The 20,180-nt window shown below is 59.6% G+C and carries 18 protein-coding genes; 10 read left to right on the top strand and 8 right to left on the bottom strand.

What is annotated here, in order from left to right; genetic code table 11:
- Positions 1-7: 7 nt before the first annotated feature.
- Genes I9H07_RS22500 through I9H07_RS22485 form a run of 4 tightly spaced genes read left to right on the top strand, consistent with a single transcriptional unit; the run spans position 8 to position 2,814 of the window.
- On the top strand, positions 8-490 hold the full coding sequence (locus tag I9H07_RS22500) for a Fur family transcriptional regulator (protein WP_058391541.1): 483 nt from the start codon (positions 8-10) through the stop codon (positions 488-490).
- On the top strand, positions 490-1,278 hold the full coding sequence (znuC, locus tag I9H07_RS22495) for a zinc ABC transporter ATP-binding protein ZnuC (protein WP_024673624.1): 789 nt from the start codon (positions 490-492) through the stop codon (positions 1,276-1,278). Before I9H07_RS22500 ends, znuC begins: the two co-directional genes overlap by 1 nt.
- On the top strand, positions 1,271-2,059 hold the full coding sequence (gene znuB / locus I9H07_RS22490; protein WP_024673625.1) for a zinc ABC transporter permease subunit ZnuB: 789 nt from the start codon (positions 1,271-1,273) through the stop codon (positions 2,057-2,059). The genes znuC and znuB overlap by 8 nt, the downstream gene beginning before the upstream one ends.
- A gap of 38 nt (positions 2,060-2,097) precedes the next feature.
- Positions 2,098-2,814 carry a PA5502 family lipoprotein gene (locus I9H07_RS22485; RefSeq protein ID WP_058391542.1) on the top strand — a complete coding sequence of 239 codons (717 nt, stop codon included), beginning with the start codon at positions 2,098-2,100 and terminating at the stop codon, positions 2,812-2,814.
- 178 nt (positions 2,815-2,992) lie between these two features.
- Here I9H07_RS22485 and katE read toward each other — a convergent pair whose 3' ends face one another.
- Positions 2,993-5,143: a catalase HPII gene (gene katE / locus I9H07_RS22480; protein ID WP_024673411.1), complete on the bottom strand. Its 2,151-nt coding sequence runs from the start codon at positions 5,141-5,143 to the stop codon at positions 2,993-2,995.
- A 311-nt stretch (positions 5,144-5,454) separates the two neighbouring features.
- On the opposite strand from katE, the gene I9H07_RS22475 reads away from it, so the two are divergent.
- The 3 genes from I9H07_RS22475 to I9H07_RS22465 are packed head-to-tail and all read left to right on the top strand — an operon-like array spanning position 5,455 to position 7,961.
- Positions 5,455-6,462: a methionine ABC transporter ATP-binding protein gene (locus tag I9H07_RS22475; protein ID WP_236425128.1), complete on the top strand. Its 1,008-nt coding sequence runs from the start codon at positions 5,455-5,457 to the stop codon at positions 6,460-6,462.
- Positions 6,462-7,136, top strand: coding sequence for a methionine ABC transporter permease (locus I9H07_RS22470; RefSeq protein WP_024673409.1), 675 nt, complete (start codon positions 6,462-6,464; stop codon positions 7,134-7,136). Before I9H07_RS22475 ends, I9H07_RS22470 begins: the two co-directional genes overlap by 1 nt.
- Positions 7,137-7,187: 51 nt before the next feature.
- On the top strand, positions 7,188-7,961 hold the full coding sequence (locus tag I9H07_RS22465) for a MetQ/NlpA family ABC transporter substrate-binding protein (RefSeq protein ID WP_236425127.1): 774 nt from the start codon (positions 7,188-7,190) through the stop codon (positions 7,959-7,961).
- Between the two features lie 422 nt (positions 7,962-8,383).
- Here the strand turns inward: I9H07_RS22465 and I9H07_RS22460 are convergent, their stop codons facing one another.
- Complete coding sequence (locus I9H07_RS22460; protein ID WP_236425126.1) at positions 8,384-9,016, bottom strand: SCO family protein; 633 nt, start codon at positions 9,014-9,016, stop codon at positions 8,384-8,386.
- A 54-nt stretch (positions 9,017-9,070) separates the two neighbouring features.
- Positions 9,071-9,595: a cytochrome c oxidase assembly protein gene (locus tag I9H07_RS22455; protein WP_236425125.1), complete on the bottom strand. Its 525-nt coding sequence runs from the start codon at positions 9,593-9,595 to the stop codon at positions 9,071-9,073.
- A 288-nt stretch (positions 9,596-9,883) separates the two neighbouring features.
- Between I9H07_RS22455 and I9H07_RS22450 the strand changes: the two genes are divergently transcribed.
- Positions 9,884-10,534, top strand: a complete 651-nt coding sequence (locus tag I9H07_RS22450; protein WP_024674585.1) for a hypothetical protein — start codon at positions 9,884-9,886, stop codon at positions 10,532-10,534.
- A gap of 105 nt (positions 10,535-10,639) precedes the next feature.
- Here the strand turns inward: I9H07_RS22450 and I9H07_RS22445 are convergent, their stop codons facing one another.
- From I9H07_RS22445 to I9H07_RS22430, 4 genes are all read right to left on the bottom strand, one after another.
- Positions 10,640-12,172: a SulP family inorganic anion transporter gene (locus I9H07_RS22445; RefSeq protein ID WP_024674584.1), complete on the bottom strand. Its 1,533-nt coding sequence runs from the start codon at positions 12,170-12,172 to the stop codon at positions 10,640-10,642.
- A 104-nt stretch (positions 12,173-12,276) separates the two neighbouring features.
- Positions 12,277-13,017, bottom strand: a complete 741-nt coding sequence (locus I9H07_RS22440) for a carbonic anhydrase (protein WP_236425124.1) — start codon at positions 13,015-13,017, stop codon at positions 12,277-12,279.
- Positions 13,018-13,224: 207 nt separating this feature from the next.
- Positions 13,225-14,283 (bottom strand): PA0069 family radical SAM protein, encoded by a 1,059-nt coding sequence (locus I9H07_RS22435; protein WP_236425123.1) that lies wholly within the window; start codon positions 14,281-14,283, stop codon positions 13,225-13,227.
- A gap of 165 nt (positions 14,284-14,448) precedes the next feature.
- On the bottom strand, positions 14,449-15,111 hold the full coding sequence (locus tag I9H07_RS22430) for a DedA family protein (protein ID WP_236425122.1): 663 nt from the start codon (positions 15,109-15,111) through the stop codon (positions 14,449-14,451).
- Between the two features lie 231 nt (positions 15,112-15,342).
- On the opposite strand from I9H07_RS22430, the gene hemB reads away from it, so the two are divergent.
- Together hemB and ppk1 are read left to right on the top strand one after the other, a co-directional pair.
- Positions 15,343-16,353, top strand: a complete 1,011-nt coding sequence (gene hemB / locus I9H07_RS22425; RefSeq protein WP_024674580.1) for a porphobilinogen synthase — start codon at positions 15,343-15,345, stop codon at positions 16,351-16,353.
- Positions 16,354-16,369: 16 nt separating this feature from the next.
- Positions 16,370-18,580, top strand: a complete 2,211-nt coding sequence (gene ppk1, locus I9H07_RS22420) for a polyphosphate kinase 1 (protein WP_236425121.1) — start codon at positions 16,370-16,372, stop codon at positions 18,578-18,580.
- On the opposite strand, the gene ppx is transcribed toward ppk1, so the two are convergent.
- A complete protein-coding gene (gene ppx / locus I9H07_RS22415; protein WP_024645140.1) occupies positions 18,567-20,069 on the bottom strand; it encodes an exopolyphosphatase in 1,503 nt (500 codons plus the stop codon). The genes ppk1 and ppx overlap by 14 nt on opposite strands.
- Positions 20,070-20,180 lie beyond the last annotated feature (111 nt).

Raw genomic sequence — 20,180 nt, 5'->3', positions numbered from 1 at the left:
GCTGCTCATGCCCAATACTCCCCTGGCCAGTCGCCCCCATGATCACTCTCACTGCGTGCATTCGGCCCTCGCCGAAGCTGATGCGCTGTGCACAAAACAGGGGCTGCGCCTGACCACATTGCGCCGCCGTGTGCTGGAACTGGTCTGGCAAAGCCACAAACCGCTGGGCGCCTACGACATTCTGGCGGTGCTCAGTGAAGAGGACGGCCGCCGCGCTGCGCCGCCAACCGTCTACCGTGCGCTGGATTTCCTGCTGGAAAACGGCCTGGTCCACCGGATCGCCTCGCTTAACGCCTTCACTGGCTGCAATCACCCGACCCACGCGCACCAGGGCCAGTTTCTGATCTGCCGTGTGTGTCACGCCGCTATCGAGTTGCAACATCCGGCCATCAGCACGTCTGTGGTCAATGCTGCCGCCGGAGTCGGTTTTGCGGTTGAAGGCCAGACCGTCGAGATCGTCGGCGTGTGCGCTGGCTGCAAGGCCGCCTGATGACGGATGCATTGATACGTCTGGAGCAGGTTGCCGTCACGCTGTCCGGGCAAAGTGTGCTCGACAACATCCAGCTCAGCGTCCGTCCCGGCGAGATCGTCACGCTGATCGGCCCCAATGGCGCAGGCAAGACCACCCTGGTGCGTGCGGTGCTGGGGCTGCTCAAACCTGATTCAGGCACGGTGTGGCGCAAACCCAGGTTGCGCGTCGGCTACATGCCGCAAAAACTGCATGTAGACCAGACCTTGCCGTTGTCGGTGCTGCGCTTTCTGCGTCTGGTGCCGGGCGTAGACCGTGCCGCTGCGCAATCCGCGCTTGAAGAAGTCGGTGCTGAAAAAGTCATCGACAGCCCTTTGCAGGGTATTTCCGGTGGCGAAATGCAGCGCGTTCTGCTGGCCCGCGCCTTGTTGCGCAAGCCTGAGCTGCTGGTGCTCGACGAGCCGGTGCAGGGCGTCGACGTGGCCGGGCAGGCTGAGTTGTATAGCCTGATCACGCGTTTGCGCGACCGTCATCAGTGCGGCGTATTGATGGTCTCCCATGATCTGCATCTGGTGATGAGCACCACCGATCAGGTGGTGTGCCTGAATCGCCATGTCTGCTGCTCCGGCCACCCCGAGCAGGTCAGCCACGATCCGGCATTCGTCGAACTGTTCGGCAAGAATGCGCAGAGTCTGGCGATCTATCACCATAATCATGACCATGCCCACGATCTGCACGGCGCCGTGGTGAATGATGCGCCGGCTGCCCCTCACACTCACGTTCACGGAGACAGCTGCAAGCATGGCTGATTTTCTACTGTATGCCTTGCTGGCAGGCGTTGCGCTGGCCTTGGTGGCCGGTCCGCTTGGGTCCTTTGTGGTCTGGCGCCGCATGGCGTATTTCGGCGACACACTGTCCCATGCCGCGCTGCTCGGCGTGGCACTGGGCTTTTTGCTGGATGTCAGCCCGACCATTGCCGTGACCTGCGGCTGCCTGCTGCTGGCGGTGCTGCTGGTTACTCTGCAACAGCGTCAGCCACTGGCTTCGGACACGCTGCTGGGGATTCTGGCACCGAGCACACTGTCGCTCGGGCTGGTCGTGCTCAGCTTCATGCACGAAGTGCGAATCGACCTGATGGCTTACCTGTTCGGTGATCTGCTGGCGATCAGCCCGGCCGATCTGGCGTGGATTCTTGGCGGCAGCGCGCTGGTGCTGGTGACCATCGTTGCGCTGTGGCGGCCGCTGCTGGCCATGACCGTGCATGAGGAGCTGGCCCGCGTTGAAGGCCTGCCGGTTGCTGCACTGCGCATGGCGCTGATGCTGCTGATCGCGGTCGTGATCGCGGTGGCGATGAAAATCGTTGGTGTTTTGCTGATTACATCGCTGTTGATCATTCCGGCTGCTGCGGCACAGCGTCACGCCCGTTCGCCGGAGCAGATGGCGGTCGGCGCAAGCCTGCTGGGCGTGACTGCAGTGTGTATCGGGCTATCATTGTCATGGTTCAAGGACACACCGGCCGGACCGTCTATAGTGGTATCCGCTGCGGCGTTGTTCTTGCTCAGCTTTGTTCTACCCAGGCGAGCGGTGTAGACTTGCTCGTTTTTTGCGCAAACTAGAGAATCGCAGGAATGAAGCCGTTCGCCCCACGCTATCTGCTGCTTGTCGCATTTTCCATCCTGTTGGGTGCCTGTCAGAGTGCGCCAACGGTCGAGACGCCTGCGTCCGAGGCTAAGCCTGATGCCTTCGCGCAGCTCGAACAGAACATCGCTGGCAATGAACTGGCAACCGCCGAGGATCAATTGGCGACGCTGCAGGCGGCGAATGCCGACGACGCCCGGCTTGAGCCTCTCCAGCGTCGTCTGGCAGAAGCCTACCTGAGCCGCAGCCAGATCAGCCTGCAGAAGGGCGACATGAACGCCGCTGCCAGCGCATTGAGTCGCGCTCGCGCACTGATGCCCAAGGCGCCTGCGCTGACCAGCGGCGTCAATGGTGCGATTGCCCATGCGCGCAAGGCAGAACTGGAAAAAGCCGAAGCGGAGTTGAGAGAGGCTGAAGCGAGAAGGGTGGCCAGACTGGTTGATCCGTCAGCACCGAGTACCACTATCGACCTGAAAATCGGTGATATGCCTGCACTGCGTCGTCAACTGGATGACATTGCAGCGGATACCGTAGCGTTCAACTGTGACGTGCTGCTGGTGGTGCCACGCACCGAAGATTACCCATGGCTGGCTACCTTGCTGACCAAGCGGGTAATCAAGGCCAATCCGGATTTTGAATTGCAATTGCGTCGCGAAATCGAGCGCAATGAAAAAGCCCACATCATCCTGACGCCCGCCAAGTCCTGAGCCACCTTTTTACAGGCGGACTTCCGGACACTTATCGTTCCTTGCGCTCGCGTGGGAATGCCTCCCGTGACGCTCCGCGTCACACATCTGTGTGGCGCCGCACGCTCAAGAGCGGACGCAGAGCATCCAGGAAGGCGTTCCCACGCGGGAGCGTGGGAACGATAGGTCGAACGTTAGATCAAGCCGGAATAGCTTTGGCTTTCACTTCGCGGTCCCAGACACGGTGTTGTGCCATCGCGTCGAAGAAGGCTTCGAACGATTTGCTGTCGGACACCACCAGCAGCCCGGCGTCTTCTTCAAGGCGCAGCAAGCTCAGCAAGTCTTTGGCTTCCCCGGCAACGGAGATGGCCTTGAGGTGCTTGTAGGCTTCCAAGATGAAGTGCAACGCCACGCCATCAGTGCTCAACGCTTTCACCGAATCCGCGCCGCCCGGCACGAATACCGCGTCGAACGCCACCGAAGGCAAGCCTTCAGCTGAAGCATCTACCGGCAGGCTTTTGCCATCGGCCGTTTTGACCGGTGCAGACGTCGGGCCGAGCACTTTAGCGTGTGCGCCTTTGGCCGTCAGAGCAGCTTTCATGGCTTCGACCGCTTTGCCGTCAACGCCATTGGCCACAAGAATGGCGACTTTGCGCGAAACGATGTCACCCGACAGCAGGTTGACCTGGCTCAGCGCCGGCGATTCTTTTACCGACGTCTCACGCACCGGCACGGTGCCTGCGGTCGGTGCCGGCAGACCCAGATTGGCAGCCACACGGCTGGCCAGTTCCAGATCGATGTTGGCCAGAATCTCGTTGACCTGACGGGCACGGATGTACTCGCGCTCGACCTTGCCCAACTCGAAGCTGTAAGCCGCGATGATGTGCTCTTTCTCGTGATGGCTCATGCTCTGGAAGAACAGAGTCGCCTGGGAGAAGTGATCGCCGAACGACTCGCTGCGCTCACGAACCTTGTGCGCTTCGACGCGCTCAGGGTAAGTCTCGAAACCGCCGTCTACCGCAGCGGCCGGCGTTTCTTTCGGCCAGCCGCCATCAATCGAGTTCGGCTCGTAGGAAGCGCGGCCCTTGTCGATGGTGGTGCGATGCTGTGCGTCGCGCTGACCATTGTGGTTCGGCGCAATCGGACGGTTGATCGGGATCTCGTGGAAGTTCGGACCACCGAGGCGGCTGATCTGCGTGTCGGTGTAGGAAAACAGACGACCTTGCAGCAGCGGATCGTTGGAGAAGTCGATACCCGGCACGATATGGCCAGGGCAGAAAGCAACCTGCTCAGTCTCGGCGAAGTAATTGTCCGGGTTGCGGTTCAGCACCATCTTGCCCAATGGCGTAACCGGCACCAGCTCTTCCGGGATGATCTTGGTCGGATCGAGCAGGTCGAAGTCGAACTTGTGCTCGTCTTCCTCGGCGACGATCTGCACGCCCAGTTCCCATTCCGGGTAGTCGCCCATCTCGATGGACTCCCACAGGTCACGGCGGTGGAAATCGGTGTCCTTGCCGGCCAGCTTCTGCGCTTCGTCCCAGACCAGCGAGCACACGCCGAACTTGGGCTTCCAGTGGAATTTGACGAACGTGGATTTGCCTTCGGTGTTGATCAGGCGGAACGTGTGGATACCGAAGCCCTGCATGGTGCGCAGGCTTTTCGGGATTGCACGGTCGGACATGGTCCACAGCACCATGTGCGCGGATTCAGGTACCAGCGAGACGAAGTCCCAGAACGTGTCGTGAGCCGAGCCGCCGGTAGGGATTTCGTTGTGCGGTTCAGGCTTCACTGCGTGCACGAAGTCAGGAAACTTGATGGCATCCTGAATGAAGAAGATCGGCATGTTGTTGCCCACCAGGTCGAAGTTGCCTTCGTCGGTGTAGAACTTGACCGCAAAACCACGCACGTCACGCACGGTGTCGCCCGAGCCGCGTGGGCCCTGAACGGTCGAAAAACGCACGAAAACCGGGGTTTTCTTGCCTGGATCACGCAGGAAGCCTGCTTTACTCAGCGCGCCCTGGTCTTCATAAGTCTGGAAATAACCGTGTGCTGCGGTGCCGCGAGCGTGGACGATACGCTCTGGAATGCGCTCATGGTCAAAGTGCGTGATCTTTTCACGCATGATGAAGTCTTCGAGCAACGACGGGCCGCGGCTACCGACTTTCAGGGTGTTCTGGTTGTCGGAAATCTTGACGCCGTGGTTGGTGCGCAGTGCCTGGCTGGTGGCATCCGAGCGGAACTGCTCAAGGCTGTCCAGCTTGGCGTTGGTATTGCCCCGATCAAGCGTGTCAGTGCCTGCCATTTCGCTTTTCGGTGTGTTGGCAATCGGTGGTTTTTTCTCGCTAGCCATCAGAAACAACTCCTTATCTCGACCCAATCGTTGAGTTGGGTTCGCTGAATTCGACTTCCCTGATGCAAGCGGGAAATCACGGTATCCAGAAAGTGACCGGTGACAGAATCAGCCGTTCAGTCCGATTCAACGGGTTTCGCCCCAACGGTCGCGTTATGCCCATTACACAGGCCTGCCTGCAAATAAATGCTAAGCACTGCGGGCCGGACAGGCTAAAATGCGCGCCCGGTTCAATCTGGCCGAGGTAACGAAGCAAGTGGAGCATGGTCCACTGCGCTGATTCTTTAACGCGCCCCCACAAGGTTCGCTCCGTGATCGAGTTCCATAACGTCCACAAAACCTATCGGGTGGCAGGCCGGGAAATACCGGCATTGCACCCTACAAGCCTGCGCGTCGACGATGGCCAGGTGTTCGGCATCATCGGCCATTCCGGTGCTGGCAAAAGCACGCTGCTGCGGCTGATCAACCGTCTCGAAACCCCTAGCGGCGGACAGATCGTGGTCGACGGTGAAGATGTCACGGCGCTTGACGCTACTGGCTTGCGGCGCTTTCGCCAGCAGGTCGGGATGATCTTCCAGCATTTCAATCTGCTCGCTTCCAAAACCGTTGCCGACAACGTGGCCATGCCGCTGACTCTGGCGGGCGACATGTCGCGCCAGCAGATCGATCAGCGCGTTGCCGAGTTGCTGGCACGGGTCGGGCTTTCCGATCACGCCAGAAAGTACCCGTCGCAATTGTCTGGCGGGCAAAAGCAGCGCGTCGGCATTGCCCGCGCCCTTGCGACCAAACCGAAAATCCTGCTGTGCGATGAAGCCACCAGCGCGCTGGACCCGCAGACCACTGCGTCGGTCCTGCAATTGCTGGCCGAGATCAACCGCGAGCTGAACCTGACCATCGTCCTCATCACTCACGAGATGGACGTGATCCGTCGCGTGTGTGATCGGGTGGCGGTCATGGATGCCGGTGTGATCGTCGAGCAGGGCAATGTCGCCGACGTGTTCCTGCATCCGAAGCACGCCACCACCAAGCGCTTTGTGCAGGAAGACGACCAGATCGATGAAAACGAGCAGCGTGATGATTTTTCCCATGTGCAGGGCCGTATCGTGCGTCTGACCTTTCAGGGCGAGGCAACCTACGCGCCGCTGCTGGGCACCGTGGCCCGGGAAACCGGTGTCGACTACAGCATCCTTGCGGGTCGCATTGACCGCATCAAGGACACGCCATACGGGCAACTGACGCTGGCGATCACCGGCGGTGACATGGAAGCGGCCTTTGCTCATTTCACCGCCGCCGATGTTCATATGGAGGTGCTGCGCTGATGGACGCTTTTCTGAACCTGTTCGCCAACGTCGACTGGTACGAAATCTGGGTGGCCACAGGCGACACGCTGATCATGCTCAGTGTTTCGCTGGGCTTTACCATCCTGTTCGGCCTGCCGCTGGGCGTGCTGATGTTTCTGACCTCGCCGCGTCAATTGCTGGAGCACAAGCAGGTATATGCCACGGTCGGGCTGATTGTGAACATGCTGCGCGCGCTGCCGTTCATCATTTTGCTGATCGTGATGATGCCGCTGACCGAAATCATCACCGGCACGTCGCTGGGGATTCTTGGCACCTTGCCGCCACTGATCGCCGGCGCCACGCCGTTCTTTGCCCGTCTGGTAGAGACTGCTCTGCGTGAGGTAGATCGCGGCATCATCGAAGCCACACAGGCCATGGGTGCCACTACCCGGCAGATCATCATCAAGGCGCTGCTGCCGGAAGCACGCCCTGGCATTCTGGCGGCGATCACCGTGACGGCGATTGCGCTGGTGTCGTTCACGGCCATGGCCGGTGCGGTAGGTGCTGGCGGGCTGGGCGATCTGGCGATTCGTTATGGTTATCAGCGTTTCCAGAACGATGTGATGTTTGTGACGGTCGTATTGTTGCTGGTGCTGGTGCAGATACTCCAGACCATCGGCGACAGACTGGTCGCGCATTTCACTCATCGTTGATTGAATCAGCAGGCATCGGCCCGCCACTGGCGGGCCATAAGGAGTTGTTGCATGAAAAAGCTATTGGCCATATTTGCCGCTGTGACCGCGCTGTCCGCGCAGGCCAACGAAACCCTGACCGTCGCGGCCTCTGCCGTACCGCACGCCGAGATCCTCGAGTTCGTCAAACCGACCCTGGCCAAAGAAGGCGTAGACCTGAACATCAAGGTGTTCAATGACTATATTCAGCCGAACGCCCAGGTCGCCCAGAAGCGAATGGACGCAAATTTCTTCCAGCATCAGCCGTACCTGGATGAGTACAACAAGGGCAAGGGCACTGATCTGGTGGCCGTGGCCAAGGTCCACGTAGAGCCGTTCGGCGCATACTCGGACAAAACCAAGACCCTGGCAGAGCTGCCGTATGGCGCCAACGTCGCGTTGCCGAATGACGCGACCAACGAAGGCCGTGCCCTGTTGCTGCTGCAGAAGGCGGGTCTGATTACGCTGGCTGACCCGACCAACATCCTGTCGAAGCCTTCGGACGTGATCAACAACCCGAAAAACCTGAAGTTCCGCGAGCTGGAAGCCGCCACGCTGCCACGCGTGCTGACTCAGGTCGACCTGGCATTGATCAACACCAACTATGCCCTTAGCGCCAAGCTTGATCCAACCAAAGACGCGCTGATCATCGAAGGTCCTGATTCGCCCTATGCGAACATCCTGGTTGCCCGCCCGGACAACAAGGATTCGGACGCCATGAAAAAGCTGGTCGCAGCGCTGCAAAGCCCGGAAGTGAAAACCTTCCTGGCCGAGAAATACAAAGGCGCTGTGGTGCCTGCGTTCTGACCTGATCACGCTGCTTTTGCGACGCGGAGCGTCGAGAAATGCGTTCCCACGCAGGAGCGTGCGGAACGATAAGTGTGTGGACATACCCCCTATCGCTCCCACGCTCTGCGTGGTAGCGCCCTTCAGGACGCTCTGCGTCCTCAGGCGACGCGGAGCGTCGAGAAATGCGTTCCCACGCAGGAGCGTGCGGAACGATAAGTGTGTGGACATGCCCCCTATCGCTCCCACGCTCTGCGTGGTAGCGCCCTTCAGGACGCTCTGCGTCCTCAGGCGACGCAGAGCGTCGAGAGCTGCATTCCCACGCTGGAGCGTGCGGAACGATAGCCCAATACTCGGTGCATCTGCTGCGCCTGGACTACCGCCTTCGCGAACAAGTTCGCTCCTGCATTTCGTGGTTGGTGGTCACAGGAATCTGATGGGCCCTAATCCCTCTCCAGCAATCCCGGTAGCTGCCTGACCAGTTTCTGGTTGTTCAGCGGGGCGCGGATGAAGCCTCGCTGGGTGCCGTCCGGGCCGATCAGGGCCAGGTTGCCGCTGTGGTCGACGAAGTAGTTCGGTTTGCTGGTGTCGGCCGGAATGAACGGGATGCTGACTGCGCTGGCCAGTTTCTGCAGTTCAGGCACGGGGGCGGTCAGGCCGATGAAGGTTTTGTCGAAATACCCCAGGTACTGTTTGAGCTGCTGCGGCGTGTCGCGGTTGGGGTCAACGCTGACCAGCACCACGCGCATCCGCTCGGCTGCGTCTTTGGGCAGCTCGCTTCTGATCTGCTTTATCTGCGCCAGCGTCGTAGGGCAGATGTCCGGGCAGAAGGTGTAACCAAAGAACATCAACGTCCATTGGTGCTTGAGTCCGTCGAGGGCCAGCGCCTCGCCGTTCTGGTCAATCATGCTCAATGCAGGCAGGGCGCGGCTTTGCGGCAACAGGATGATGCCCGCGTCATTGAGCGCAGCCTGATCTTGCGTCCCGTGTTTGAACAGCAACTGGCTGGTGATCAGGCCAAGCAAGAGCGCCACAATGCCGGCGGCGATGAAAACGGTTTTCTGGATTCGGGTCATGGTTTCAATGCGAGGGTAGGGTTTGGCAATGATGTCCCATATCAACGACGAGGCCTAGCGCTGCGTAACATCAAACAGGGTGTACGCCAGTGTCAGGTGGGTGACGTCTTCGGGAAGGTCGCGATCCACGATGAAGCGCACCGGCATCTCGATACGTTCACCCGGCTGCAGCGTCTGCTGGGTGAAGCAGAAACATTCGGTCTTGTGAAACCAGGACGCGGCCTTCCCCGGTGAAATCCCCGGTACGGCCTGGGCTTTCATCGGCTTGTCGGTCGGATTCTGCGCGATGAAGATCATCTCGTTGATCGCACCGGGATGCACGTTCATCTGGCCGGCGCGGGGGTAGAACGCCCAGACCATGCCCGCTGCATTGCTGGATGTGAACTGCACCTCGATCTCACGCGACGTATCAACCTGTTGCGCCTGCTCGTAAGCATCGCCGGGAGTGCTGTGTCCATTCACCGCCCAGCTCAGCAGTTCCTTGATCGGTGCCAGCGCGAATCCGCAGGCGAACATAAAGGCAAGCAGGAGCAGTAAACGGATAACGGGCCGCCTGGGCGGAGCGGGCTGGTGGGTCATGGATGGCTCACTTTTACGTCTGGCAGCGTGCCGTGAAGGGTCTGTTCGGCATCAGAGTAGTCTGCTTATGCAAAGGCGAGGTCCTTCGCACGTTCCTGTCAGCCGTTATTGCCTGCCAATCACCGCGACAAGGTCAGAAAATGAGCAAACAGATACCTGATATAGCCAATGCATATAAATATGAATCGGTTATGACAAAAGCGTCTTAGCTATTTAGTTAAGCCAGCTAACGTATGAATTTCCCTAAACAAACCACGGGGTTTACTGCCCTCAGGAGTGCTCACCGCCATGAACACCGCCGCGTTGCGCGAGCAGATACAACGAGCCCATCAACATGAGGCCGAAACCGGCCACCTGCTGCAACAACTGGAACAGAAGCTGCCGCACCTGCACCCCGCCATCCACTTGCCGGATGTCGATGCAAAAGACGTACTGACGCGTTTCGTTACCGCTTATATCGATCTGGTGCCTGACCTGCTGGATGCTGCCCATGAGGTGGCCGTCGAGGCAGGGATTGAGGGGCAGATAAAACCGGTGTTAAAGATTGCCGAGCACTTTTTCGCCGTTCCACCTGCAATCATGGACGGCCACGAAGGGCTGGAGAGCTTGCTGGACGAGGCTTATCTGGCGCACAGGCTGGTCGAGGAAGTGAATGACCTGTACATCAAGCATTTTGGTCAGCCGCTGATTCCGTCAAATACCACCGTTGCCAGCGTGATCGCCCATCAGTTGATCGGTGAGCAATTTGCCAATGAGCTGGACGCAGCGGTGCATCATGCGGTCGATCAACTGCTGGATGACGAGAGCTTTGCGCTGGATTCGGTCGAGGTTTACCGAGAGAAGCTGAGCAGTCCTGACACGGGGGCGGCCTGGAAGCGCTGGCCATGTCTGTCACGTCAACTGGGCGTGGGTCTGGAACTGGAACGTTCCGCTGTCTGACCCGACTGCCCGATTCAATGTCTTCGCCAGCAAGGGAAGGAGCCGGATGACACTCCGCTGCTTCGCGAAGACCCATCCGACCCCACCACTGCGAGGCTGCAACTGTCAGGTTGCGCCTGAACCTATGCCCGTTGTCGTGTAGACCCGCCCTTCGAGACGACGCTTCAAACCGCGCGGCTCGATGATCAGCCGGGTTCCGTGGGCAGCGTTGGAGCGCCCCCACTCTTCCAGCAGCTCCAGACAGGAATGGTCGATGTAGGACAGGTTGCCCAACGGCACATGCACCGTGCTGCCTTGTGGAATGGTGCCCAGTGCCTGAGTCAGCGCCGGCACCTTGAGGAAAGTCGCAGCACCGACCAGGCGCAGTTCGTACTCTTTCTCGCCCGCCAGCTCGACCACATTGATCTTGAGACGCGAAGCCTTGAACGCCAGCTTGACCAGCGTCATGCCGAAGCCCACCAGTACACCGGTCAGCAGGTCGGTGAAGATGATCGCCACGGCGGTGGCCGCGTAGGTGAACATCGGCATCCGGCCATAACGGCCCAGACCACGAAACGCCTTGAGATCGACCAGTTTCAGACCGGTATAGACCAGCACGCCCGCCAGGCTTGCGACCGGAATGCTTTGCAGCACGCTCGACAGCAGCAAGACAAAAGCCAGCAGCCACAGGCCGTGGAAGATCGTCGAGAAGCGGGTTTTGGCACCGGCCTGAACATTGGCCGAGCTGCGCACGATAACGCCAGTCATCGGCAACGCACCGAGCAGGCCGCAGAGCATGTTGCCCACGCCTTGAGCACTCAGCTCCTTGTCGAAGTCCGAACGTTCGCCGCTGTGCATACGGTCTACCGCCGACGCGGAAAGCAGCGTTTCAGCGCTGGCAATAAACGCCACAACGATGGCAGCCACCAGAATCGCCGGGTCAGCCAGGTTCATCAGGTCTGCCGGACGCAGCCAGTCGATGGCGTCGGCCAGATTGTCCGGCACTTGCACGCGTTTGACCTGCAAGGCCAGAAACAGGCTGATACCGGTAGCAATACCTACACCCAGCAGCGCGCCAGGTACGAAACGCAGCGATTGAGGGCGAAGTTTCTCCCACCCCCACATGATCAGCATGGTGCCCAGACCGAGCATACCGGCTTGCATGCCGGTGCCTGGCCCGATCGCCTGAATCAGTGTGGAGGGGAAGCCGATCAGGTTGTCCAGCCCGGAGGGTTTGGGCCCGCTGTCGAACATCACATGCGCCTGGGAAAGCACAATCAGCACGCCAATACCCGCCAGCATGCCGTAGACCACCGCCGGCGCCGTTACCCGGAACCAGCAGCCGAGCTTGAAGCGACCGGCCAGCAGCTGAAGCAGCCCTGCCAGCAGCAGGATCGGGCCGAGCATCGCCATGCCATGCTCGCGAACGACTTCAAACACCAGCACTGCCAGACCTGCGGCCGGGCCGCTGACCTGCAATGGCGAACCGGCTATCCAGCCGACCACCAGGCCGCCGATGATGCCGGTGATCAGACCTTTGGCCGGAGGCATGCCAGACGCAATCGCAATACCCATGCAGAGGGGCAGGGCGACCAGGAACACGACCACGGAAGCCAGCAGCTCCCGTGGTAAAACGGATTTCAATTGGGTGATTCCCATGGCGCTTCTCCGCAATTCTTCAGGCGAGGCAAGACGGGCGGCGCGCATCCTGCGCAACCGCCATCATCTGATTAGGAAGGGCTTGCCGTCAGTCGAGACGACTATCAATCGACTGAAAAGCGTGCTTTCGGGGAAGCCATTGGTGTCGGACCCTTGCCATCGAGCGGCACGAAGCTGTCACGTTCAGCGTCATAGGCCAGAATTTCGCTGGTCTCGATGCTGTAGACCCAGCCGTGAATGAACAGCTGACCGCTGGCCATCTTCGCGGCAACCGAAGGGTGGGTGCGCAAGTGTTGCAGCTGGGAAATCACGTTTTCCTGAGTCAGGACCTGCATGGTTTCCAGCTCGCCGGTGCAATTGCAGTTTTGCTCGACCACGGTGCGGGCGACTTCGGCATGACGCAGCCAGGCTTTGACCGTCGGCATCTTGTCCAGGCTGTCCGGGTTGAGCACGGCTCGCATGGCGCCACAATCGGAGTGGCCGCAAACGATAATGTGCTGTACACCCAGCGCAACCACTGCGTATTCCAGTGCGGTGGACACGCCACCGTTCATCTGGCCATACGGCGGAACAACGTTGCCCACGTTACGCGTGACGAACAGGTCGCCGGGTGAGCTCTGGGTGATCAGTTCAGGCACGATGCGCGAGTCGGCACAAGTGATGAACATGGCCCGTGGCGACTGGGCATTCGCCAGTTTCTTGAACAGCTCTTCCTGCTGCGGGAAGACCTCATTACGAAAATGTACAAAGCCATCGACGATCTGCTTCAACGCTACGTCGGCGCTACTCAAATGGCTGTCATTGCTGTCCGACCTAGCCGAATGCTGGTTGTCCGTGTCTCTCATCTGTTCATCCTCTCTGACGGATTGATGTGGATTTCTCATGCCTGTTTAACCAGAGCCGGATGTGATTCCTGCAACAGGAATCACGAACAAATCCCTTGAGCGCTATATCGCTGGTGACACTCAGAGTTACAGACTAATTGCCCAAGCTTAAGTGAAACTGAATGCGATGGCTCTGGAATGCGGGTTTGCACGATAGTACCAAGTTCGTCACAGCAACGACATTTGCCCTCCGGGGCGACAAAAGGCCTCGCAATCCAGTTTGAAAGACTCGCGTCGATTCAAACCCAGTCGTTTGACCGCAATAGCGTAGCGTTGTGCCAGCAGGTCGGCAAACGGGCCTTCGCCACGCATACGCGAACCGAACTGGCTGTCATAAAGCGCACCACCACGGCTCTGCCGAATCAGGCTCAGCACATGCTCGGCGCGTTGCGGGTAATGCGTCTTCAACCACTCTTCGAACAGCGGCGCGACCTCCAGCGGCAGACGCAGCATCACGTAACTGGCGCTCAACGCCCCTGCGGCTTTTGCTTCGCTGAGCAGCGCTTCCAGTTCGTGGTCATTGATCATCGGGATCATTGGCGCGCACAGCACGCCGACCGGCACACCCGCATTACGCAATACCCGAATCGCCCGCAAGCGAGCCTTGGGGGCTGCAGCCCTCGGCTCAAGGATGCACTTGAGTTCGTCATCGAGTGTGGTCAGGCTGATGTACACCGATACCAAGCGCAATTTCGCCATTTCCGCGAGCAGATCCAGGTCACGCAGGATCAATGAGCCTTTGGTAATGATGCTCACCGGGTGACGATAGCGCAGCAGCACCTCGAGCGTGGCACGGGTGATCCGGTATTCACGTTCGATCGGCTGATAAGGATCGGTGTTGGCCCCCAGCGTGACCGGCGCGCAGCGGTAGCCCGGTTTCGAAAGCTGCTGCTCCAGCAGCGCCGCTGCGTTGGTCTTGGCGATCAGTTTTGTCTCGAAATCCAGTCCCGGCGACATGTCCCAGTAGGCGTGGCTGGGCCTGGCGAAACAATAGATGCAGCCATGCTCACAACCGCGATAAGGGTTGATCGACCGATCAAAGGGGATGTCCGGCGAGCTGTTGCGGGTAATGATGCTCTTGGCCGTCTCATGGGTGACCTGAGTGCCCTGCGTCAGCGGGGCTTCCTGATACCAGCCGTCATCTTCTGCGACAGACTGGCTGGGCGCGAAGCGATTGTGCGGATTGCTGGCAGTACCGCGGCCGCGAATCTGGGAAGGGCTGGACATGTGGATGCACTCGTATACTGTTTATTTGTACAGTACACCATGCGTCGCTCAATGCGGCCTGCAAACTGTCAGGTGCCTGACCGGCGGTACGGGGAGACGAGACGGCGAGGATGCTGCTGCCGGGTGAGGCGCGATGCCTTCACCCGGATGCCTGTCAGGGCAGGTTTATTCGTCGGACTTTTTGGCTGGGTCGACAGGCACTGCAATCGGCTCATCCAGATCGGAAGCCGCTGCCGAGGCGCAGTAGCGATCCTTTTCTTCGCGTGCTTCACGAGCGATACGCGCATTCTTGAAGCGCCTGCGTATCCACAGGCACAGGCCAAGCAGAATGAGCGCGCCCAGCACCCACAGCTCGTATTTCTTGATATTGCCCAGCAGGCCTTCAAGGATTGCGCCGAAATGGTAGGCCGCCGAACCCAGTGCTGCGGCCCAGACCGCAGCGCCGATGCCGTTAAGCAGCAAGTAGCGCCCGGGTGGATAGCCGGACAGGCCGATGGCCACTGGCATGACGGTTCTCAAGCCATAGACGAAGCGGAAGCCGAGTACCCAGATGTCCGGATGCTTGCGCACCAGCCTGAGGGCCTTGTCGCCCATGAGTTGCCAGCGAGGCTTGCGCGCCAGGAGCTTGCGACCGTGTTTGCGCCCCATGAAATACCACAACTGGTCACCCGCATAGCTGCCGAAAAAGGCGACGATGATGACGATGTTGAGGTCCATGTACCCACGAAACGCCAGGAATCCGGCAAGAACCAGAATGGTCTCGCCTTCAAAAAAGGTGCCGAGGAAGAGGGCAAAGTAGCCGAATTCGTTCAAGAAATTCTGGAGCATTGTCTGGATGCTGGCGAAGTGAACGCGCAGCCTAACGCGCCGACGGCAAGGATGAAAGTGTCGATATGTGTCTCGACGTTAAAGATTCTTGCAACCACAATGGTCGCATCCCCATAAGGGCCATGGCCGCGACGTGCAGTCGCAGGTCGAACCATGACTGTCACACATTGGTCATAATGGCGGCTTATAACTGTCGCGCTTGCCCGCGTAAGCGGGCTCAGGAGTCTCGCCGTGAGCTTTACCCCCGCAAACCGCCTGTTTCCTCTTACTCGTCTGCGCCGTAATCGCCGCGACGACTTTTCCCGTCGGCTGGTGCGTGAAAACGTGGTCACCGTTGACGATCTGATTCTCCCCGTATTTGTACTCGATGGTGAAAACCGTCGTGAATCCATCGCCTCGATGCCCGGCGTCGAGCGTCTGAGCGTCGATCTGCTGCTCAAGGAAGCTGAACACTGGGTCGCGCTGGGTATTCCTGCGCTGGCGCTGTTCCCGGTGACCCCGCCGGAAAAGAAATCCCTGGACGGTGCCGAAGCCTGGAACCCGGACGGCATCGCGCAGCGTGCCACCCGCGCCCTGCGTGACCGCTTCCCGGAGCTGGGCGTCATCACTGATGTGGCGCTGGACCCGTTCACCACCCACGGCCAGGACGGCATCCTCGATGAAGAAGGCTACGTGCAGAACGACATCACTGTCGATGCGCTGGTCAGGCAGGCGTTGTCCCACGCCGATGCAGGTGCTCAGGTCATCGCGCCATCAGACATGATGGACGGCCGTATTCAGGCCATCCGCGAGTCTCTGGAGCTGGCCGGGCATGTCAACGTTCGAATCATGGCCTACTCGGCCAAGTACGCCAGTGCCTATTACGGCCCGTTCCGCGATGCGGTGGGTTCTTCATTGAACCTGGGCAAGGCTAACAAGGCGTCCTACCAGATGGACCCGGCCAACAGCAACGAAGCGCTGCACGAAGTGGCGGCCGACCTTGCTGAAGGCGCTGACATGGTGATGGTCAAACCCGGCATGCCCTATCTGGACATCCTTCACAGGGTCAAGGATGAATTCAAGGTGCCGACCTTTGTCTATCAGGTCAGTGGTGAATACGCGATGCACATGGCAGCAATCCAGAATGGTTGGCTGAGTGAAGGGGTGATTCTCGAATCCCTCACTGCCTTCAAACGCGCAGGTGCCGACGGCATTCTCACTTATTTTGCCGTTCGTGCCGCTCAACTGTTGAAGGGGCAATAGCCTCACAGGAACATTCATGAATACCGAAGCACTCATCGAAGCCGCTGTTGAAGTCGATGTTCAGGAGGCAACGCCCGTGGTTGAGCCTGATATCGAAGTAATCCCGGCCATCGAGGCGCCTGCCGCTGTGGTGCCCGCCATCGTCGCTCCGAACCTGGACGACAGCAGCCTGTATATCCACCGCGAACTGTCCCAGCTGCAGTTCAATATCCGGGTATTGGAACAGGCGCTCGATGAGTCCTACCCGTTGCTGGAGCGGCTGAAGTTTCTGCTGATCTTCTCCAGCAACCTCGATGAGTTCTTCGAGATTCGTGTTGCAGGTCTGAAGAAGCAGATCACCTTTGCCCGTGAGCAAGCCGGTGCCGATGGCCTGCAACCGCATCAGGCACTGGCCAGGATCAGCGAGCTGGTTCACGGTCATGTGGATCGCCAGTACGCGATCCTCAACGACATTCTGCTGCCTGAGCTGGAAAAGCATCAGGTGCGCTTCATCCGTCGTCGCCACTGGACCGCCAAGCTCAAGGCCTGGGTACGTCGCTATTTCCGTGACGAGATCGCGCCGATCATCACCCCGATCGGTCTGGACCCGACGCACCCGTTCCCGTTGCTGGTCAACAAGAGCCTGAACTTCATTGTCGAGCTGGAAGGTATCGATGCCTTTGGCCGCGACTCCGGTCTTGCGATCATTCCTGCGCCGCGCTTGCTGCCACGTGTGATCAAGGTGCCGGAAGACGTCTGCGGGCCTGGCGATAACTTCGTGTTCCTGTCGTCGATGATCCACGCGCACGCCGATGACTTGTTCCAGGGCATGAAGGTCAAGGGCTGCTATCAGTTCCGCCTGACCCGAAACGCTGACCTGGCGCTGGATTCGGAAGACGTGGAAGACCTGGCGCGCGCGCTGCGTGGCGAGCTGTTTTCGCGTCGTTACGGCGATGCGGTACGCCTGGAAGTGGCTGATACCTGCCCGAAACACTTGTCGGATTACCTGCTCAAGCAGTTCAACCTGAACGAGTCCGAGCTGTATCAGGTCAATGGCCCGGTCAACCTGACGCGTCTGTTCAGCATTACCGGTCTGGACAGCCATCCGGAACTGCAATATCCGCCGTTCACGCCAGCCATCCCCAAGCTGCTGCAGAACAGCGAAAACGTGTTCAGCGTGGTCAGCAAGCAGGACATTTTGCTGCTGCATCCATTCGAGTCCTTTACGCCGGTGGTGGATCTGCTGCGTCAGGCGGCGAAAGACCCGCACGTCCTGGCCGTGCGCCAGACGCTGTATCGCAGCGGTGCCAACTCGGAAATTGTCGACGCATTAGTGGATGCTGCGCGTAACGGCAAGGAGGTCACGGTGGTGATCGAGTTGCGTGCGCGTTTCGACGAAGAGTCGAACCTGCAACTGGCCAGTCGTCTGCAGGCTGCAGGCGCGGTGGTGATCTACGGCGTGGTCGGCTTCAAGACCCACGCCAAGATGATGCTGATCCTGCGCCGCGAGGCGGGCGAGATCGTGCGTTACGCGCACCTCGGGACCGGTAACTATCACGCAGGCAATGCGCGGTTGTACACCGACTACAGCTTGCTGACGTCCGATGACGCCTTGTGCGAAGACGTCGGCAAACTGTTTAGCCAGTTGATCGGCATGGGCAAGACGCTGCGCATGAAGAAACTGCTGCATGCACCGTTCACGCTGAAGAAGGGCATGCTCGACATGATCGCCCGCGAGACGCAATTTGCGCTCGATGGCAAGCCTGCGCACATCATCGCCAAGTTCAACTCGCTGACCGACCCGAAAGTCATTCGCGCGCTGTACAAGGCCAGCCAGTCCGGTGTGCGTATCGATCTGGTGGTGCGCGGCATGTGCTGCCTGCGTCCGGGGATTGCCGGGGTCTCGCACAACATTCATGTGCGCTCGATCATCGGCCGTTTCCTGGAGCACACGCGGGTGTTCTACTTCCTCAACGGCGGCGACGAGCAGATGTTCCTGTCGAGTGCCGACTGGATGGAGCGCAACCTCGACAAGCGTGTCGAGACCTGCTTCCCGGTGGAAGGCAAGAAGTTGATTCTGCGCGTGAAGAAGGAACTGGAAAGCTACCTGACCGACAACACCCACAGCTGGCTGTTGCAGTCAGACGGGCGTTACGTGCGCAGTACGCCGACCGGTAATCAGAACGCTCGAAGTGCTCAGGCGACCCTGCTGGAGCGCCTGAGCAACCCGGTCCTCAGCGTACGCTGAAGATGATCCCGACTCGGGCCAGCCACTCCGCTTCCAGCGCGAAGTCGGCCTGAGTCAGCTGGTTGTTTTCCAGCCAGCCTTCCGGGAACTCGGCATCGAGGCTCGGACCGTCGGCACGCAGCACCACGCGTGGCATCTCCTGGGTGCCACGGATGTGGTGAAACAGAATCGCAAAGCGCAACAGCACGCACAGGCGAATCAGCTTGATGCCTTCCGCGCCGAAGTCGGCGAACTTGTCCTTGGGAATATTCCGGCGATGACCGCGCACCAGCAGGGCGAGCATTTGCTGGTCTTCGCGTGAGAATCCGGCAAGGTCCGAGTGTTCGATCAGGTAGGCGCCGTGCTTGTGATAATGATAGTGGGCGATGTCCAGCCCGATCTCATGCACCTTGGCAGCCCAGCTCAGCAGCTCGGCATAGCTCTCGTGCTGCAACTCCCAGCTCTCGGCAACCTGCTCCAGCGCATGCAGCGCCTTGGCTTCGACGCGTGCGGCCTGTTCCAGGTCGACGTGATAACGCTCCATCAGCGAGCTGAGGGTGCGTTCACGCACGTCTTCGTGGTGATGGCGCCCCATCAGGTCATACAGCACGCCTTCGCGCAATGCGCCTTCGCAGTGGTCCATGCGCTTGAGTTCGAGGGCGTCGAAGATGGCTTCGAGAATCGCCAGGCCTGCCGGGAAAATCGCGCGTCGGTCAGGTTTGATGCCGTCGAAGTCGATTTTTTCGACGTCACCCAGTTTGAACAGTTTGCGCTTGAGCCAGGCCAGCCCTTCGGCGTTGACCTCGCCTGCGCCATAGCCGTTGGCCTTGAGTGCCACACCGATGGCGCGAATGGTGCCTGATGAGCCGATGGCCTCATCCCACTTCAGACGATGCAGCGCGTGTTCGATGCTCATGATTTCGAGGCGCGCCGCCGTGTAGGCCTGGGCGTAACGGGCGGGTGTCACCTTGCCGTCGCGAAAGTAGCGCTGGGTGAAGCTCACACAGCCCATCTGCAGGCTTTCACGCAGCAGCGGCTCGAAGCGCTGGCCGATGATGAACTCGGTACTGCCGCCGCCGATGTCGGCGACCAGACGCTTGCCCGGCGTATCGGCCAGCGTATGGGAGACGCCCAGGTAGATAAGACGCGCCTCTTCGCGGCCGGAAATCACCTCCACCGGATGGCCGAGGATTTCTTCGGCGCGGTGAATGAATTCATTGCGATTACGTGCTTCGCGCAGCGCGTTGGTGCCGACGATGCGCACGGCACCGTGCGGCAGACCATTGATCAACTGGGCAAAGCGCTTCAGGCAGTCGAGACCGCGCTGCATGGATTCTTCAGACAGCTGGCGCTCTTCGTCGATGCCCGCGGCCAACTGCACCTTTTCGCCAAGGCGCTCAAGAATACGGATTTCGCCCTGATTGGCTTTCGCGACAACCATATGGAAGCTGTTTGAGCCCAGGTCGATAGCAGCGATCAGTGAAAGATTCTTGGGTGTGGTGTGCGGCATGATCAGAAAATCCAGTTCGATAACCGCACCATCGTGCCACGATCCATGCCTGCCGCCAACGCGAAGCTGTTCAGGCGCTGGAAATACCCGGTATTACTCTCAGACGTGGCG

Source organism: Pseudomonas syringae (genome assembly GCF_023278085.1).
Lineage (GTDB): Bacteria > Pseudomonadota > Gammaproteobacteria > Pseudomonadales > Pseudomonadaceae > Aquipseudomonas > Aquipseudomonas syringae_Q.
Note: the sequence above shows the minus strand (reverse complement) of the source record. Positions and strands in the feature narration are given on the sequence as shown.